At 70.3% G+C, this 12,790-nt stretch carries 15 protein-coding genes; all 15 read left to right on the plus strand.

Features of this window, described 5'->3' with window-relative positions:
• Window positions 1-370: 370 nt before the first annotated feature.
• Window positions 371-529: a hypothetical protein gene (locus tag ACTWPP_RS44005; RefSeq protein WP_443110442.1), complete on the plus strand. Its 159-nt coding sequence runs from the start codon at window positions 371-373 to the stop codon at window positions 527-529.
• 2 nt (window positions 530-531) lie between these two features.
• Complete coding sequence (locus ACTWPP_RS44010) at window positions 532-1,038, plus strand: hypothetical protein (protein ID WP_443110443.1); 507 nt, start codon at window positions 532-534, stop codon at window positions 1,036-1,038.
• 26 nt (window positions 1,039-1,064) lie between these two features.
• Window positions 1,065-1,676 carry a hypothetical protein gene (locus ACTWPP_RS44015; RefSeq protein WP_443110444.1) on the plus strand — a complete coding sequence of 204 codons (612 nt, stop codon included), beginning with the start codon at window positions 1,065-1,067 and terminating at the stop codon, window positions 1,674-1,676.
• Window positions 1,673-2,266: a lytic transglycosylase domain-containing protein gene (locus ACTWPP_RS44020; protein WP_443110445.1), complete on the plus strand. Its 594-nt coding sequence runs from the start codon at window positions 1,673-1,675 to the stop codon at window positions 2,264-2,266. Before ACTWPP_RS44015 ends, ACTWPP_RS44020 begins: the two co-directional genes overlap by 4 nt.
• Window positions 2,267-2,305: 39 nt before the next feature.
• Complete coding sequence (locus ACTWPP_RS44025) at window positions 2,306-4,252, plus strand: DNA translocase FtsK (protein ID WP_443110446.1); 1,947 nt, start codon at window positions 2,306-2,308, stop codon at window positions 4,250-4,252.
• Between the two features lie 100 nt (window positions 4,253-4,352).
• Window positions 4,353-4,919 (plus strand): C40 family peptidase, encoded by a 567-nt coding sequence (locus tag ACTWPP_RS44030; RefSeq protein ID WP_443110447.1) that lies wholly within the window; start codon window positions 4,353-4,355, stop codon window positions 4,917-4,919.
• Between the two features lie 100 nt (window positions 4,920-5,019).
• The gene (locus ACTWPP_RS44035) at window positions 5,020-5,205 is read left to right on the plus strand and encodes a hypothetical protein (RefSeq protein WP_443110448.1); all 186 of its coding nucleotides are present in this window, start codon (window positions 5,020-5,022) and stop codon (window positions 5,203-5,205) included.
• Entirely contained in the window at window positions 5,199-5,702 is a 504-nt protein-coding gene (locus tag ACTWPP_RS44040; RefSeq protein ID WP_443110449.1) for a hypothetical protein, read from the plus strand. Before ACTWPP_RS44035 ends, ACTWPP_RS44040 begins: the two co-directional genes overlap by 7 nt.
• 153 nt (window positions 5,703-5,855) lie before the next feature.
• Window positions 5,856-6,206, plus strand: a complete 351-nt coding sequence (locus tag ACTWPP_RS44045; RefSeq protein ID WP_443110450.1) for a hypothetical protein — start codon at window positions 5,856-5,858, stop codon at window positions 6,204-6,206.
• A 186-nt stretch (window positions 6,207-6,392) separates the two neighbouring features.
• A complete protein-coding gene (locus ACTWPP_RS44050) occupies window positions 6,393-7,277 on the plus strand; it encodes a deazapurine DNA modification protein DpdA family protein (RefSeq protein ID WP_443110451.1) in 885 nt (294 codons plus the stop codon).
• Between the two features lie 2 nt (window positions 7,278-7,279).
• Window positions 7,280-8,203: a bifunctional DNA primase/polymerase gene (locus ACTWPP_RS44055; protein WP_443110452.1), complete on the plus strand. Its 924-nt coding sequence runs from the start codon at window positions 7,280-7,282 to the stop codon at window positions 8,201-8,203.
• Entirely contained in the window at window positions 8,200-9,807 is a 1,608-nt protein-coding gene (locus tag ACTWPP_RS44060) for a hypothetical protein (protein ID WP_443110453.1), read from the plus strand. The genes ACTWPP_RS44055 and ACTWPP_RS44060 overlap by 4 nt, the downstream gene beginning before the upstream one ends.
• A 492-nt stretch (window positions 9,808-10,299) precedes the next feature.
• A complete protein-coding gene (locus ACTWPP_RS44065) occupies window positions 10,300-10,521 on the plus strand; it encodes a helix-turn-helix domain-containing protein (protein ID WP_443110454.1) in 222 nt (73 codons plus the stop codon).
• Entirely contained in the window at window positions 10,521-11,786 is a 1,266-nt protein-coding gene (locus ACTWPP_RS44070) for a tyrosine-type recombinase/integrase (protein ID WP_443110455.1), read from the plus strand. The genes ACTWPP_RS44065 and ACTWPP_RS44070 overlap by 1 nt, the downstream gene beginning before the upstream one ends.
• A 259-nt stretch (window positions 11,787-12,045) precedes the next feature.
• The gene (locus ACTWPP_RS44075) at window positions 12,046-12,663 is read left to right on the plus strand and encodes an MmpS family transport accessory protein (protein WP_443110456.1); all 618 of its coding nucleotides are present in this window, start codon (window positions 12,046-12,048) and stop codon (window positions 12,661-12,663) included.
• The last annotated feature ends 127 nt before the right edge of the window (window positions 12,664-12,790 follow it).

The raw sequence follows: 12,790 nt of genomic DNA on the forward strand, positions 1-12,790 counted from the left end.
GGCCCGTGGAGAAAATCAGGACAAAGACCATCCGCGGCCGGGATCTCCGCCCAGGCGATGTTCTCGCCTCCGGTGATGAGGTCACCGAGGTCCACCACGACTCGGAAGGCACCTGGATCGAGACCTTCCGAGGAAACTGCGGCTACGCCGACGGGCAGACCTGGCGGGTTCAGCTCCCCAGGCCGCCGCGCTGATCACCGACAGGAACTGAACTGGCGCCGGGTGCCGTGAAGCGCCCGGCGTCAAGGTGCTGCAACCACCAATCAAGCCGACCAGACCGGGCGGGGCGTTCGTGCCCCGCCCGGTCCTTTTCGTGCTGCACAGAAAACGAAAGTTGTCTCTTCCATCAACCCGAAAAGGGGATCTTGTGATGTTCAAGCTGCTCTGGCTGCCGGTGTTCTGGGCCGTGGCCGCCATCATCGCCTACGAGTGGAACCTCAACGGCGTGTTCCTGGTCGTCGCGCTGGGCGTCGGCACCGCCGCCGCGCTGTGGGCGACCTCCGGCGACAGCAATGAAAGCGGCCAGTAGTGGTGGCCGAGCCGCACACCGTGCAGGGGGCGGGCCGGGCCGCAGATCCTGCGGACGGCCCGCCCCCGCCCGTCGTGGACGCTCCCCATCGCGCCGGTGACACCCGGCGCGTGCCGATCGGCGGCCTGCCCACCGGTGACGCGCCCGCCCGTGACGCGGATGTGCCCGAGCGCTGTGCCGCCGAGGCGGTCTCGCAGAGGGGTGCCGGTGGCCGGATTGGGAGGTTGTGCTCCCGGCTGGTGGCCGGTGCCCACCCGCCCGACATCTGGGACGACCGGCCCGGGCTGGCCAAGCTGGCCGCCTACGCCCGGCACGGCGCCGGCGCGCCCGAGAGCGGGCCGCTGCGCACCGGGCAGATCTGGTGGTTCCGGCTGGTGTGCCTGCCGATCACCGCGTGGGCCTATTGGAAGGCGTGGGCGCTGGAGCGCCCTTTGCGGGGCGTGCCGTTCCTGATCGTCCAGGTCTGGTGGTGGCTGCTCAACATCGCCGTCTTCTTCCACCTGCTGTGAGACACCCAAGAGAAGGGAGCCGATCAATGGATGCTGTTGCCGATCTGGTGGCCGGGTTCGGCGGGGTGGACCTGCCGGGCATCGTGCTCAACCTGGTGTTCCTGACCATTCCCGGGCTGGCGCTGGCCAAGGGCCTCAAGCGGTTCCGCACCCCCAACCAGGACCCCGGCGGGTTCCCTGGGGGCGGTGGGCGCGGCGGCCAGGCGAAAGCGCACCTGCAGCGGGCAGGCGGGCAGGTCGCCTCCTTCGTCACCATCGTCGCGGTCCTGACCGCCGGGCTCGGCCTGGTCCCACTCGTCAGGGCGGGCTATGAGCTGGTCGCCGGTGTCGACGAGGCGGCCCCCGCGGTGGTCGGTGTCATCGTGCTGGCGGTGCTGCTGGTCAAGGGACTGGTGATGGCCCGCGACCTGATGGACGGCAAGGTCGACCGGCCGCTTCTGTGGCTGGCACCGGTGCCGCTGCTGGCGCTGCTGGTCTGGGTCGCCCCCGTGGTCGCCGACCAGATCACCGACCAGGCCGGTAAGACCGTCCGGATGGTCGTCGACCAGGCCAAGACCGACGTGCAGAACCGCGACGCCGAGCAACCCACCGACGACAAGAAGGACGACGAGCCGGACGGCGGTGAGCAGGGCCGATGAGCAGGGTCACCGCCGCCGCCGCGGTAGCGGGCACGCTCGGCGTGGCCTGCATCAACCCCGGCGTGTTCCGTGAGGTCCCGATGCTGGGCGAACTGGCCACCGCCGCCGCTTCCTTCACCGACGCCGCCGGTGCCGGTGAAGGAAGCGGCGGGGGCGGCAAACCCGGCAAAGGCGACCCCGGCACGGACGGCGAGGACGAGCCGGACGGCGCCAACGGTGACGGCGGCCCCGGTATCCCGGCGGCCTACCGCGCCCTGTACAAGCGGGCGGCCGAAGACTCGTGCGTGGACTGGCAGGTGCTGGCCGCAATCGGGTACGTCGAATCGCGGCACGGCGCCAACACCGGCCCCAGCTCGGCGGGGGCGCTGGGGCCGATGCAGTTCATGCCCGCCACCTGGCGTTCCTACGGCCGCGACGGCGACGGCGACGGCCGCAAAGACGTCCACGACCCCGCCGACGCGATCCCGGCCGCCGCCGGCTACCTGTGCGCGCACGGTGCAGCCACCGACCTGCGTGGCGCCCTGTGGCACTACAACCACTCGCAGCGCTACGTCGCCGACGTCCTGGCCGTGGCCGACCGGCTGCGCTGACCGCCCGGCCGACCAGCACCCGAAAGGAGGGACCCAAGAGTGAACCAGCGACTCCAGCGGCTCGGGCGGGACCTGCACACCACCGTGGAGTGGCGGCTGCGCCCCCAGATGCTGCCGCACTACCTCACCGCCGCGGTGCTGGCGGCGGGCATCACCGTGGCCAACCTGCCGGCGCATGTGTCGGCCACCAGCACCGCGCTGGCCGCCGCATGCCTGACCGCCGCCGCGGCAGGGGCGGCGATGTGGCGGATGCGGTCGACCCGATGGCGTCCGTGGATCCCACGCGTGGCCATCACCGCTGCCGCTGCGGCCGGATGGCTGACGGCCGCCGCAGCCACCGGCCTGGGCCCCGTCCTGGCCGCGGCGCTGATCGCCGCAGAGATCATGCTGGCCGCCCGCTGGTGGCAGCACCACCGCCCCGGCTACCCCGACCCAACCCAGCCCGCCCACCACGCCGACGACCAGCACCAGGCGGCCCAACCGGCCTGCGACCCCACCCCTGAACCGGCTCAGGATCCGGCCGGGCCCCCCGTCCGGCAGGTGAGTACCACCGTCGACCTCAATACAGCACTGCCCGTCCCTGCGGATTCGTCTGCAGGCGGCCCCGCAGACGACTCTGCGAGCGGTTCCGAAGACGGCGGGACCGACGATGACGCACCCCAGGTGATCGTCGACGAACTGCGTCGGCATGGCGTACGCGCCGCGGTGGTGGGGGCGACAGCGGGCCCGCAGGTGATCCGCTACAGCCTCGCGCTGGGCGACGGCATCAAGATCTCCAAGGTGCGCGCCCTGGTGGAGAACCTCGGCGTCGCGCTCGGGCGCGCCAACCTGCGGCTCATCGCCCCCATGCCGGGACAGCCGGGCGTGGTCGGCCTGGAGGTGCCCACCCCCCACCGGCGACCCGTGCACTTGGCCGATGTGCTGCGCTCACCGGCCGCCACCGCCCAGCACCATCCGATGACCGTCGGGCTCGGCCAGGACGTCGAAGGCCGCCCGGTGGTGGTCAACCTGGCCTCGATGCCGCACATCCTCATCGCGGGCGCCACCGGCGCGGGCAAGTCCACCGCACTGAACACCATCATCGCCTCGGTCCTGGTCCGCGCCGCCCCGGACCAAGTGCGGATGATCCTCATCGACCCCAAGCGGGTCGAGCTGACGATGTACCAGGGCATCCCGCACCTGATCACACCGATCATCACCAACCCCAAGAAGGCCGCCGAGGCCCTGGAATGGGTCGTCGGCGAAATGGACCGCCGCTACGACGACCTGGCCGCCTCCGGATACCGGCACATCGACGACTTCAACAAGGCGGTGAAGGCGGGCAGGCTGACCGCGCCGCCCGGCAGCGAGCGCGTCTACACCCCGTACCCGTACATGCTGGTCATCGTGGACGAGCTGGCCGACCTGATGATGGTCGCGCCACGCGACGTGGAGGACTCGGTCGTCCGCATCACCCAGCTCGCCCGCGCCGCCGGCATCCACCTCGTCCTGGCCACGCAGCGGCCGTCGGTGGACGTCGTCACCGGGCTCATCAAGGCCAACGTGCCGTCCCGGCTGGCCTTCGCGGTCTCCTCCCTGGCCGACAGCCGCGTCATCCTCGACCAGCCCGGCGCCGAGAAACTGCTGGGAGCCGGGGACGCGCTGCTGGCACCGGCCGGCGCCACCCAGCACATCCGCCTGCAAGGCGCGCTCATCACCGGCGACCAGATCACCCAGGTCGTCCAGCAGGCCCGATCCCAGTACCCAGCCACCCCGCACACCGACCTGAACCCCCCGGGCACCGACGGGCCGGGCCCGCAGACCGCGACCGACCCGCTGACCACAACCCAAGAGCAGGTCATGCAGGTGATCAGAGCGGCACCGGCGACCACCGCCCAGATCCACACCCGCACCGGGCTACCCGAACACCAGGTCGAAGAACTGCTGAGCCAGCTCACCCGGTTCGGCTACCTGGTCAAGCCCGCAGACCACTACGAGATCCCCTAACCCGGGGCGACACCCGCCCCGGGGCGACGGACGACACCGCCGCCCCGGGGCCGCGTCCTGCGCGAAAACACGCCCCCCGATCCGCTCAGGAGGTACCCCGGTGGCCAACTCCACAGGCCGGTTCGTCCGCATCGCCCTGGTCAGCGTGCTGGCCTACCACATCAGCACCATCGCCCGCGAAGACGCCAAAGGCGACGACACCGACGGCAAACGCCCCCAAGCCGCATCCGCGGCCGGGGCCGGTCTCGGTCGGCGCATCGTCGCCGAGGCCAAAGCGCAACGCGGCGTCCCCTACTCGTGGGGCGGCGGCGGTCCCAGCGGCAAAAGCCGCGGGATCTGCTGCTCACCCGGCGGATACGACGGCCGCGACACCAACGGGTTCGACTGCTCCGGACTCGTCCAATACGCCGTCTACCAGGCATCAAAGGGCCGCATCACCATGCCGCGCGTCGCCCACGAACAGGTCCAGCGCGGAAAACCCGTCACCCGGGACTCGATGCGGCCCGGCGACCTGATCGGCTTCGACCACGGCCAAGGCGTCACCCACATCGGCATCTACGTCGGTGACGGCCGCATGGTGCACGCACCCCAAACCGGCGACGTCGTCAAGATCTCACCCCTGGCATCCCGCAAAGACCAGCGGTGGACCATCCGCAGACTCCGATAACCCAGCCCACCGGCCATCACCCCCACCCTGCCCCGAACCCGCGCCCCGGGAACCGCGCAACCGGTCCCCGGGGCCTCTTACTGCCCGAGGAGACCCGCTGATGCGCGCTCAGACCGTCATCACCATCGAGCCGATGCCCGGAGACTTCACCCGGATCGTCTTCACTTCCCACCTGCCCGGGGATCGGCGACCGCTCGTACAGGCGAGTGTCGAACTCCCCAAGGACGGCGTTCATGGTTTCGTCCTCGACCTGTGCCAGAAGGCAGGGCTGCCCCGCCCATGGTGACCCGCACCTACACCCGGACCCGGACCACGGAGAAAGCCCTGCCTGACCTGAGAAACCGCATCGTCACCCCGTCCACCGACCCCGACCGGTGGACCGACGAGGAGAAGGACTACTTCAACCGGGGCCTGTGCTCCTGGGATGTGGGGGCGCAGTACTTCGGGCAGACCGATCACCTGTGCGGCGCAAAGTCCAAGCCGGGCGCGTCGTTCGTGATGGACCCGGCGACCATGGCCGCCTTAGAGGAGGAGTGGAAGGCCGCGAAGGTCGACGAGTGGTGCGCCGTCGCCGGGCTCCGCCAGGCCGCCCCGGACTGCGCAGCCACCGGCCGCCCGAACGCCGCACCGATCGAATTCGTGCTGACCGACGCCGAGCGCAAGGCCACCGGCAGCAACCCGGTCCGGCGCGCCCTGACCGCCTACCAGCAGGCCGCAACCCTCTACGAAGGCGTCCGCGTCCACCTCGCCGATCTCCGCAACCGCGCCACCGCCCCGACCTGACCAGCGAACGGGTCTGACCAGCGCCAGAACCCGGACCGGCTAAAGGCCGGTCCGGGTCTTGTTATGCCCGCCACGTCCCACCAGCCCTGAAGCCCCTGCCCGGCAGCCCGGCGCGGGCTCCCTACCTCGCCCCGGCTCCAGGAAGGCGCCGTCATGTCCAACCCGCACGACTTTCCGCCCGTCGAGCAATGGCCGATGGTCACCCCGCCCGACTGCCCCCTGTGCCAGCGCCCCGCCGACGTGGTGTGGATCGGGCCCGCCACCTACACCGGCGGCGCCGAAGTGAACGTCTGGCACTGCCGCGGCTGCCGCCACGACTGGCACATCCCCGTCACCCGCTGGCCCGTCGAGAGCGGCCCGGACTGCCCGTACTGCCTCACCAAGGTCACCTGCTGGGCCGCGCACGCCCCAGACACCCCCGGCGACTTGTGGACGTGCGAGAACGCCCACGAGTTCGTCCTGACCCCGGACGGCGACATCGTCCAGCCGAAGGACGCGGCATGAGCGAGCACAGTGCGATCGAGTGGACCGACGCGTCGCTCCGAGCTGGGCGTGACGCGTCGAACTCAGCTGCGCGCGAGGCGTCGCGTCTGTCGCCGACAGACGCGACGCCTCGGCGGGATGCCCGGCCGACACCCGTCGCGCCCGACGGCGAACACGACACCTACCCGGCCCCTGGAGTGATGCCGCATGACCGCACTGGCGACCGAGGGGGCGCCGCTGTTCTACCTCGGAGCGCACCAACCGCACTGGCTGTGGAACGCCACGTTCCCGCTGTTCGTCTCGCACCGCCAGCTCGCGCGCAAGGTGGGGCTGCGTCCCGCGACGTGTGAACGGTGGGCGCTGGACTCGGGAGGCTTCACCTACCTCAAGGACCACGGCCGCTTCCCGATCAGTCCACACGAGTACGCCGCGGCGGTGCGCCGCTACCGCGACCACATCGGCCGGCTGGACTTCGCCGCGCCGCAAGACTGGATGTGTGAACCCGAGGTAATCGCAGGCGGGTGGCGGGGGCGGCTGTACTTCGTCGGCACCGGCCTCTCGGTGGCCGAGCATCAGCGCCGCACGGTGGCCAGCTATCTGGAGTTGCGGCGGCTGGCGCCCGATCTGCCCTGGATCCCGGTTCTTCAAGGCTGGAGCCTGACCGAGTACGCGAGGTGCGCGGAGCTGTACGCCGATGCCGGGGTGGACCTGTCCGCCCTGCCGGTGGTGGGGCTGGGATCGGTCTGCCGCCGCCAGTCCACCACCGAGATCCGCGACATCGTGACCGTGTTCGCCCGCCGCGGCCTCAAGCTGCACGCGTTCGGCGTCAAGACCCTGGGCCTGGGCCTGTACGGGCACCAGATCGCCTCCGCCGACTCGATGGCTTGGAGCGAGGCCGCCAAGCACGAACCCGCCTGGCCCGGCCACACCCACAAGAACTGCGCCAACTGCCTGCCCTGGGCCACCGCCTGGCGTGCCCGCCTGCTGGACCGTGTGCAAGACCGGCTAGCCAAGCGCGCCGCCCGTGGCGAGCAAGGCGAACTCTTCGATGCCCTCGACGGCGGCAGCAACGATGCCGGAAAGGCGGCATGACCATGACCAGCCCTGCAGCATCACAGCCCAGCGCCGAGGTGCTGGCGCGCTACGCGCTGGCGTGCGCCGCGCGCGGCTGGCACGTGTTCCCGCTGGCCCCCGGCGACAAGGAGCCACCCCGCGGGATGCGGTGGACGAAGGTCGCCACCGCCGACCCCGAGGTGATCCGCCAGATGTGGGTGCGGCGGCCCTACAACATCGGGATCGCCTGCGGACCGTCCCGGCTGCTGGTGATCGACCTGGACATGCCCAAGCCCGGCGAGCACCCGCCGCCCCGGTGGGCCCTGCCCGGCGTCAACGACGGGGCCGACGTGTTCGCGCTGGTGTGCGAACAGGCCGACCAGCCGATGCCGCTGGAGACCTTCCAAGTCCGGACCCGGCGCGGCGGCTTTCACCTGTACTTCACCGCCCCGACCGGTGTCCGGCTGACCAACACCTCCGATGACCGGGGGAACGGGCTGGGCTGGAAGATCGACACCCGCGGCGACGGCGGATACGTCGTCGGCCCCGGCTCCTTCGTCGACCTGCCCGACAGCACCGGCACCTATACCCCGATCCACACGCCGACCCCGGCGCCGCTGCCGGGCTGGCTGGCCGAACGGCTCCGCCCGGCGCCGCTGCCGCCGCAACGCCCCGTCACCGTCGAACTGGCCTCCGGGCGCCGCGGCGCCTACCTCGATAAGGCGGTCACGGCCAGCCTGACCGCGGTCGCCGACGCGCCCCAGGGCCGCCGCAACGCCACCTTGTACGGCGCCGCCGTCGCCCTGGGCCAACTGGTGGCCGGGGGCGCCCTGGACCCCGAGGACACCGAGCAACTGCTGACCGCTGCCGCCGAGCGCGCCGGGCTGGCCCCCATGCCCGCCCGCCGGACCATCCGGTCCGGGTTCCGCGCCGGCACCCAACGCCCCAGGAGCGTGCCCGCATGACCCACCAGGGTGCACCCATGCCCGACCGCCCGAGCCTGCACGTCGGCTCCGGCCCCGAAACCATCCGCGTCCTCAAAGCCGAACTCGCACGCGGGACGCTGCCCGACACCTACGTCTCGGCTGGGTCTCTGGTGCACATGGAGACCGTCTCCGGCGGGCAGACGTCCCCGGCCGCCGATGAAGACTCACCGCTGCCGGTCACCGCCAGCCCGGTCACCCCGGCCACGCTGGCCGGGCTGCTGGCCGAACACGCCTACGTCTACCGGCTCCGGACCCGCAAGACCGGCAAGGGCGACAAGGAGCTGGAGTTCTACGAAGAGGAGGTCACCCCGCCCCGCGACATCCTGGCCTCGGTGCTGGCCGGCAAGACCTGGCCCGGCCTGGCGCCGCTGCGCGGCGTCATCGGCGCCCCGGTCCTGCGCCGGGACGGCACCCTTCTCCAAGCCCCCGGGTACGACCCCGCCACCGGCCTGTACCTGGCCTCCAAAGTCGCACTGCCGACCGTCCCGGACCGGCCCACCGCCGAACAGGTGGCCGCCGCCCGCGACTTCATCCTCAACCGGTTCCTGTCCGACTTCCCCTGGTCCAGTCCCGCTGACCGGGCGAACTACCTCGCGCTGCTGGTCACCCCGATCCTGCAGCACTTCACCCGCTCACTGACCCCGTTCGCGCTGATCGACGCCACCATGCCCGCCTCCGGCAAGAGCATCCTGACCGGCGGGCCCGGCATGCTGTATGGCCAGCGCGTCATCCCCTGGGCCTACACCGAAGAGGAACTCCGCAAATCCATCACCGCCGTACTGGCCGAACAAGTCGGCGTAGTGGTGTGGGACAACCTCGCCGAAGGCACCGTCATCGACTCCGCCACCCTCGCCCTCCTGGTCACCGTCGGCGTGTGGTCCGACCGCCAGCTCGGGGCGTCCCGCAACATCGCCACCGTCAACGACCGGCTGTGGATGGCCACCGGCAACAACCTCCAAGTCGGCGGAGACATGGCGAGCAGGACCGTCCGGGTGCACCTGGACCCCAACATGCCCCGCCCCGAGCAACGCGACCAAAGCCGCTTCGGGATCCCGCACCTGGACCAATGGATCACCGTCCCGGCCAACCAACTCACCGTGCTGTGGCACCTGCTGGTCATGGTCCTGGACTGGACCGGCAACGGGGCGCCGCGCGCCGACACCGTCTCGATGCGGCAGTTCACCCCCTGGGCGCAAGCCCTCGGCGGGTTCCTGGCCCACCACGGCATAGAAGGCTTCCTGGCCAACGCCGCCGACGTCCGCGGCATCGACGAAGACGAAACCCGCTGGCACGCGTTCATGGCCTGCTGGCACCACCTGCACGGCAACCAGCGCATGACCGCCGCCGAACTCCGCAACTCCGGCGAACCCGACCGCATCGGCTTCAACGAACACGACCGGTGGGACGGCCAGTTCATCACCACCCACACCGGCCGCCTGCCCAACGCGCTGTCCCTCGGCCGGCTGCTCACCGGACAGACCGGCCGGTGGCGCGGCGACTACGTCATCCGATCCGGCAAACACGAGCGCGGCAACCGGAACGTGTTCTGGGTCGAACACCACGACGGAGGGTCTCAAGCGTGACCGGTCCCGGAACCCGCTGAAACATCTCGGCATCTCGGCATCTCGGCAAACCTGGCACCTACCTGCACAAACACCTGCCGAGATAGAACCCCGCGCCGAAAGTCCATCTCGGCAACTCGGCAGCCGGTGCCGAGATAGCCCCCAATGCCGAGATAGCCCGAGCACGCTCGCCACCATCTCGGCACCCATCACCGCAGCTCACGGCCACAACTGCCGAGATGCCGAGATGCCGAGATGTTTCAGCCCCGCCCACGTAGCGCAACGGCCGCCCCCACCTCGGGGGCGGCCGTTCGTCGTTCACATGCCCCAGACGGCCCAGCGGACATATCGCCGACCGCATCGTCCACCACGCCCTGACGTACGACCTCGCCCGGCCACGCCGCAAGACCAGCACCCCGCGCTGACATCCGAAGACGTGGACGGCCCCGGCTGGTGAACCGCCAAGCACACCCACGCCGAGGCCGCCACCCTCCACAGGAAGGCACACCCATCATGGACGTCGACATCGCCGCCCCGCAGCCGCACCAGAAGGCTCTTTACCGGGTCATGGACGCCAAGGTGATCCTGTCCCTCAGCCGCAGCGCCATCTACGAAGAGATCCGCAGCGGCCGGCTCCGCTCCGTCACCCGAGGCCGCACCCGCCTCATCCCCGCCTCCGCCATCACCGAGTACGTCAAGCTCCTGGAGCGCGAAGCAGACAGTGAGGCCGTCTGATGGCCGAGACCTCGACCGATGCCCCGGATCCGGACGAGGGCCGCCCCGGGGAGAAGGCCGCCAAGCAGCCTCCGCGGCCGCGTGGGGACGGTGGGCTCCGGTGGAGTGAGCGGCGCCAGCGGTGGATCGCTGAGATCACCGTTGGGCACACCCCGGCGGGGAAGCGGATCGTCCGTTCGGCCAGTGACCGGAGCAAGACCAGGGCGCTGAAGAAGCTGCACGCGAAGCTGCGTGACCGCGACGACGGTCTGCCGAGTGAGGACACCAGGTACACCGTCCGGCAAGCCGTCGAGGACTGGCTGGAGTTCGGGCTGGCCGGACGGGCACCCAAGACGGTGACGACCTGGGAAGGTCTCGCCAGAAACCACATCATCCCTGACCTCGGGGCGCGCAAGCTCCGGGAGCTGTCCGCCGACGACGTGGACCGGTGGCTGGCGAGCAAGGCCAAGATCCTCAGCACGAAGACGCTTCGTGAGCTGGTCTCGATTCTCAAGCGGGCCGTCGCCCGCGCGCAGGCGCGGGAGCGGGTCCGGCGGAACGTCGTGCTTCTGTGCGAGGTCCCGAAAGGGCAGCCAGGGCGTCCGTCGAAGTCCCTGACGTTCGACCAGGCCGTTGCGTTCTTGGATGCGGCTGCGGCGGATGGCCGGCCGGACATGCACGCCTACGTGTCGGTGTCCATGCTGACCGGGGCCCGGACGGAGGAGATGCGGGCGCTCCGCTGGTCGCACGTCGTCGCCTACGACGCCGAACGCCAGGCGTGGGTGCCGGTCGACAAGGCCGGATGGAAACACCGGGAGTTCGCCGTGTACGTGTGGCGGGCGGACCGCCACGGCGAGGACACCAAGACCAAGAGGTCGCGGCGCAGCCTCAAGCTTCCGGCCAGGTGCGTCTCAGCCCTCCACGAGCTCTACAGCGCGCAGACAGGCGCCCTCCTGGACGCAGGGGGTGTCTTCCCTCCTCCTCCGGACCGTCTCGTGTTCCCCAAGCCGGATGGGCGCATGCAGGGGCCGATGGACGTGCTGCGGGCCTTCCGGAAGGTGGCGGACCGCGCCGGCCTGGAGGGCTCGGAGTGGACGACCCGGGAGCTGCGGCACACCTTCGTGTCCCTGCTGTCGGACAACGAGATGCCGATCGAGGACATCGCGCGGCTGGTCGGCCACAGCAGCACCCGCGTCACGGAGACGGTCTACCGGCACCAACTGCGGCCCGTCCTGGAGAGCGGCGCCACCCAGATGGACCGCATCTTCCCCGAGGCGCCTTCTTAAAGGCTCCACCGTCGGAACAGAACACATATGAGGAGGGAGGCACATAGAGCCGATCACCCTGGTCCCGCACCCGGCCGAGGGCCACTCCAGCAAGTAAACGATCAGTGTCGCCCGGGCGATCTCCGAGGCCGTACGGATGGCGCGTCGCACAGGGGTCTGCGAGACCTTTGGGCGGCTACCTCGGCAATCCGGAGCGTAAGTGGCAGTTGCCGAGGGTAACTGCCTTGCAGGGCTGAACTGGGAGGTCGTCATGTCCGGGATGGGCGGCGGGTACAGCGGAGGCAAGGCACCACCACCTGAGTCGCCCGGCGGGGCACCACCACCTGGAGCGCCCGGCGGGCAACCACGGCCAGGGAGCACCAACAGCCTGGCCATCGTTTCGTTGATCCTTGGCATCACTTGGCTGGGCTGGATCGGCAGCATCTTGGCGGTCGTTCTGGGCCACGTGTCGCTGTCACAGATCAAGAAGACCGGCCAGAGCGGCAAGGGCATGGCAATCGCGGGACTGGTTCTTGGCTACATCGGCATCCTGACCGGGGCGCTCGTCCTCATCTTCCTGGTGGCGCTCGCCAACAATGTGACGGAGGAGAAGCAGGCCCGCGTGGTGCTGGAGGCCGACGGCTCTGGGGGCGCGGCCCAGGCGAACATCACCTATTCGTTCGGCCAGGACATCGCGCAGGACAACGGCCAGTCACTGCCGTGGCGAAAGGCAGACTCCCGGGAGGTCGGCGCCCTTGACGTCCTTCAGGTCGATGTCCAGAACCAAGGCGAGCGTGGCTCGGTCACCTGCCGCATCAGCGTGGACGGCGAGGTCGTCGCCAGCAACACCTCCACCGGTGCCTTCGCGATCGCAACATGCTCGTCCACGGGCCCCTAGAAGACGCTCTTGGTCAGGCAGTTGGTCAGACAGAGGCAGGGAAGGTCCTGTTCCGACACGATCGGACGGGGCCTGACCTGCAACTTCTTAGCACAAAAGAAGCTCCCGCGACTGGACTCGAACCAGT

It is taken from the genome of Actinomadura sp. 3N407 (assembly GCF_052245875.1).
Lineage (GTDB): Bacteria > Actinomycetota > Actinomycetes > Streptosporangiales > Streptosporangiaceae > Spirillospora.

Coding starts and splice junctions, on each gene's coding strand:
- ACTWPP_RS44065 (WP_443110454.1), top strand. CDS start 10,300: ATGGACGTCGACATCGCCGCCCCGCAGCCGCACCAGAAGGCTCTTTAC.
- ACTWPP_RS44070 (WP_443110455.1), top strand. CDS start 10,521: ATGGCCGAGACCTCGACCGATGCCCCGGATCCGGACGAGGGCCGCCCC.
- ACTWPP_RS44035 (WP_443110448.1), top strand. CDS start 5,020: ATGCGCGCTCAGACCGTCATCACCATCGAGCCGATGCCCGGAGACTTC.
- ACTWPP_RS44060 (WP_443110453.1), top strand. CDS start 8,200: ATGACCCACCAGGGTGCACCCATGCCCGACCGCCCGAGCCTGCACGTC.
- ACTWPP_RS44050 (WP_443110451.1), top strand. CDS start 6,393: ATGACCGCACTGGCGACCGAGGGGGCGCCGCTGTTCTACCTCGGAGCG.
- ACTWPP_RS44045 (WP_443110450.1), top strand. CDS start 5,856: ATGTCCAACCCGCACGACTTTCCGCCCGTCGAGCAATGGCCGATGGTC.
- ACTWPP_RS44005 (WP_443110442.1), top strand. CDS start 371: ATGTTCAAGCTGCTCTGGCTGCCGGTGTTCTGGGCCGTGGCCGCCATC.
- ACTWPP_RS44055 (WP_443110452.1), top strand. CDS start 7,280: ATGACCAGCCCTGCAGCATCACAGCCCAGCGCCGAGGTGCTGGCGCGC.
- ACTWPP_RS44075 (WP_443110456.1), top strand. CDS start 12,046: ATGGGCGGCGGGTACAGCGGAGGCAAGGCACCACCACCTGAGTCGCCC.
- ACTWPP_RS44020 (WP_443110445.1), top strand. CDS start 1,673: ATGAGCAGGGTCACCGCCGCCGCCGCGGTAGCGGGCACGCTCGGCGTG.
- ACTWPP_RS44040 (WP_443110449.1), top strand. CDS start 5,199: ATGGTGACCCGCACCTACACCCGGACCCGGACCACGGAGAAAGCCCTG.
- ACTWPP_RS44015 (WP_443110444.1), top strand. CDS start 1,065: ATGGATGCTGTTGCCGATCTGGTGGCCGGGTTCGGCGGGGTGGACCTG.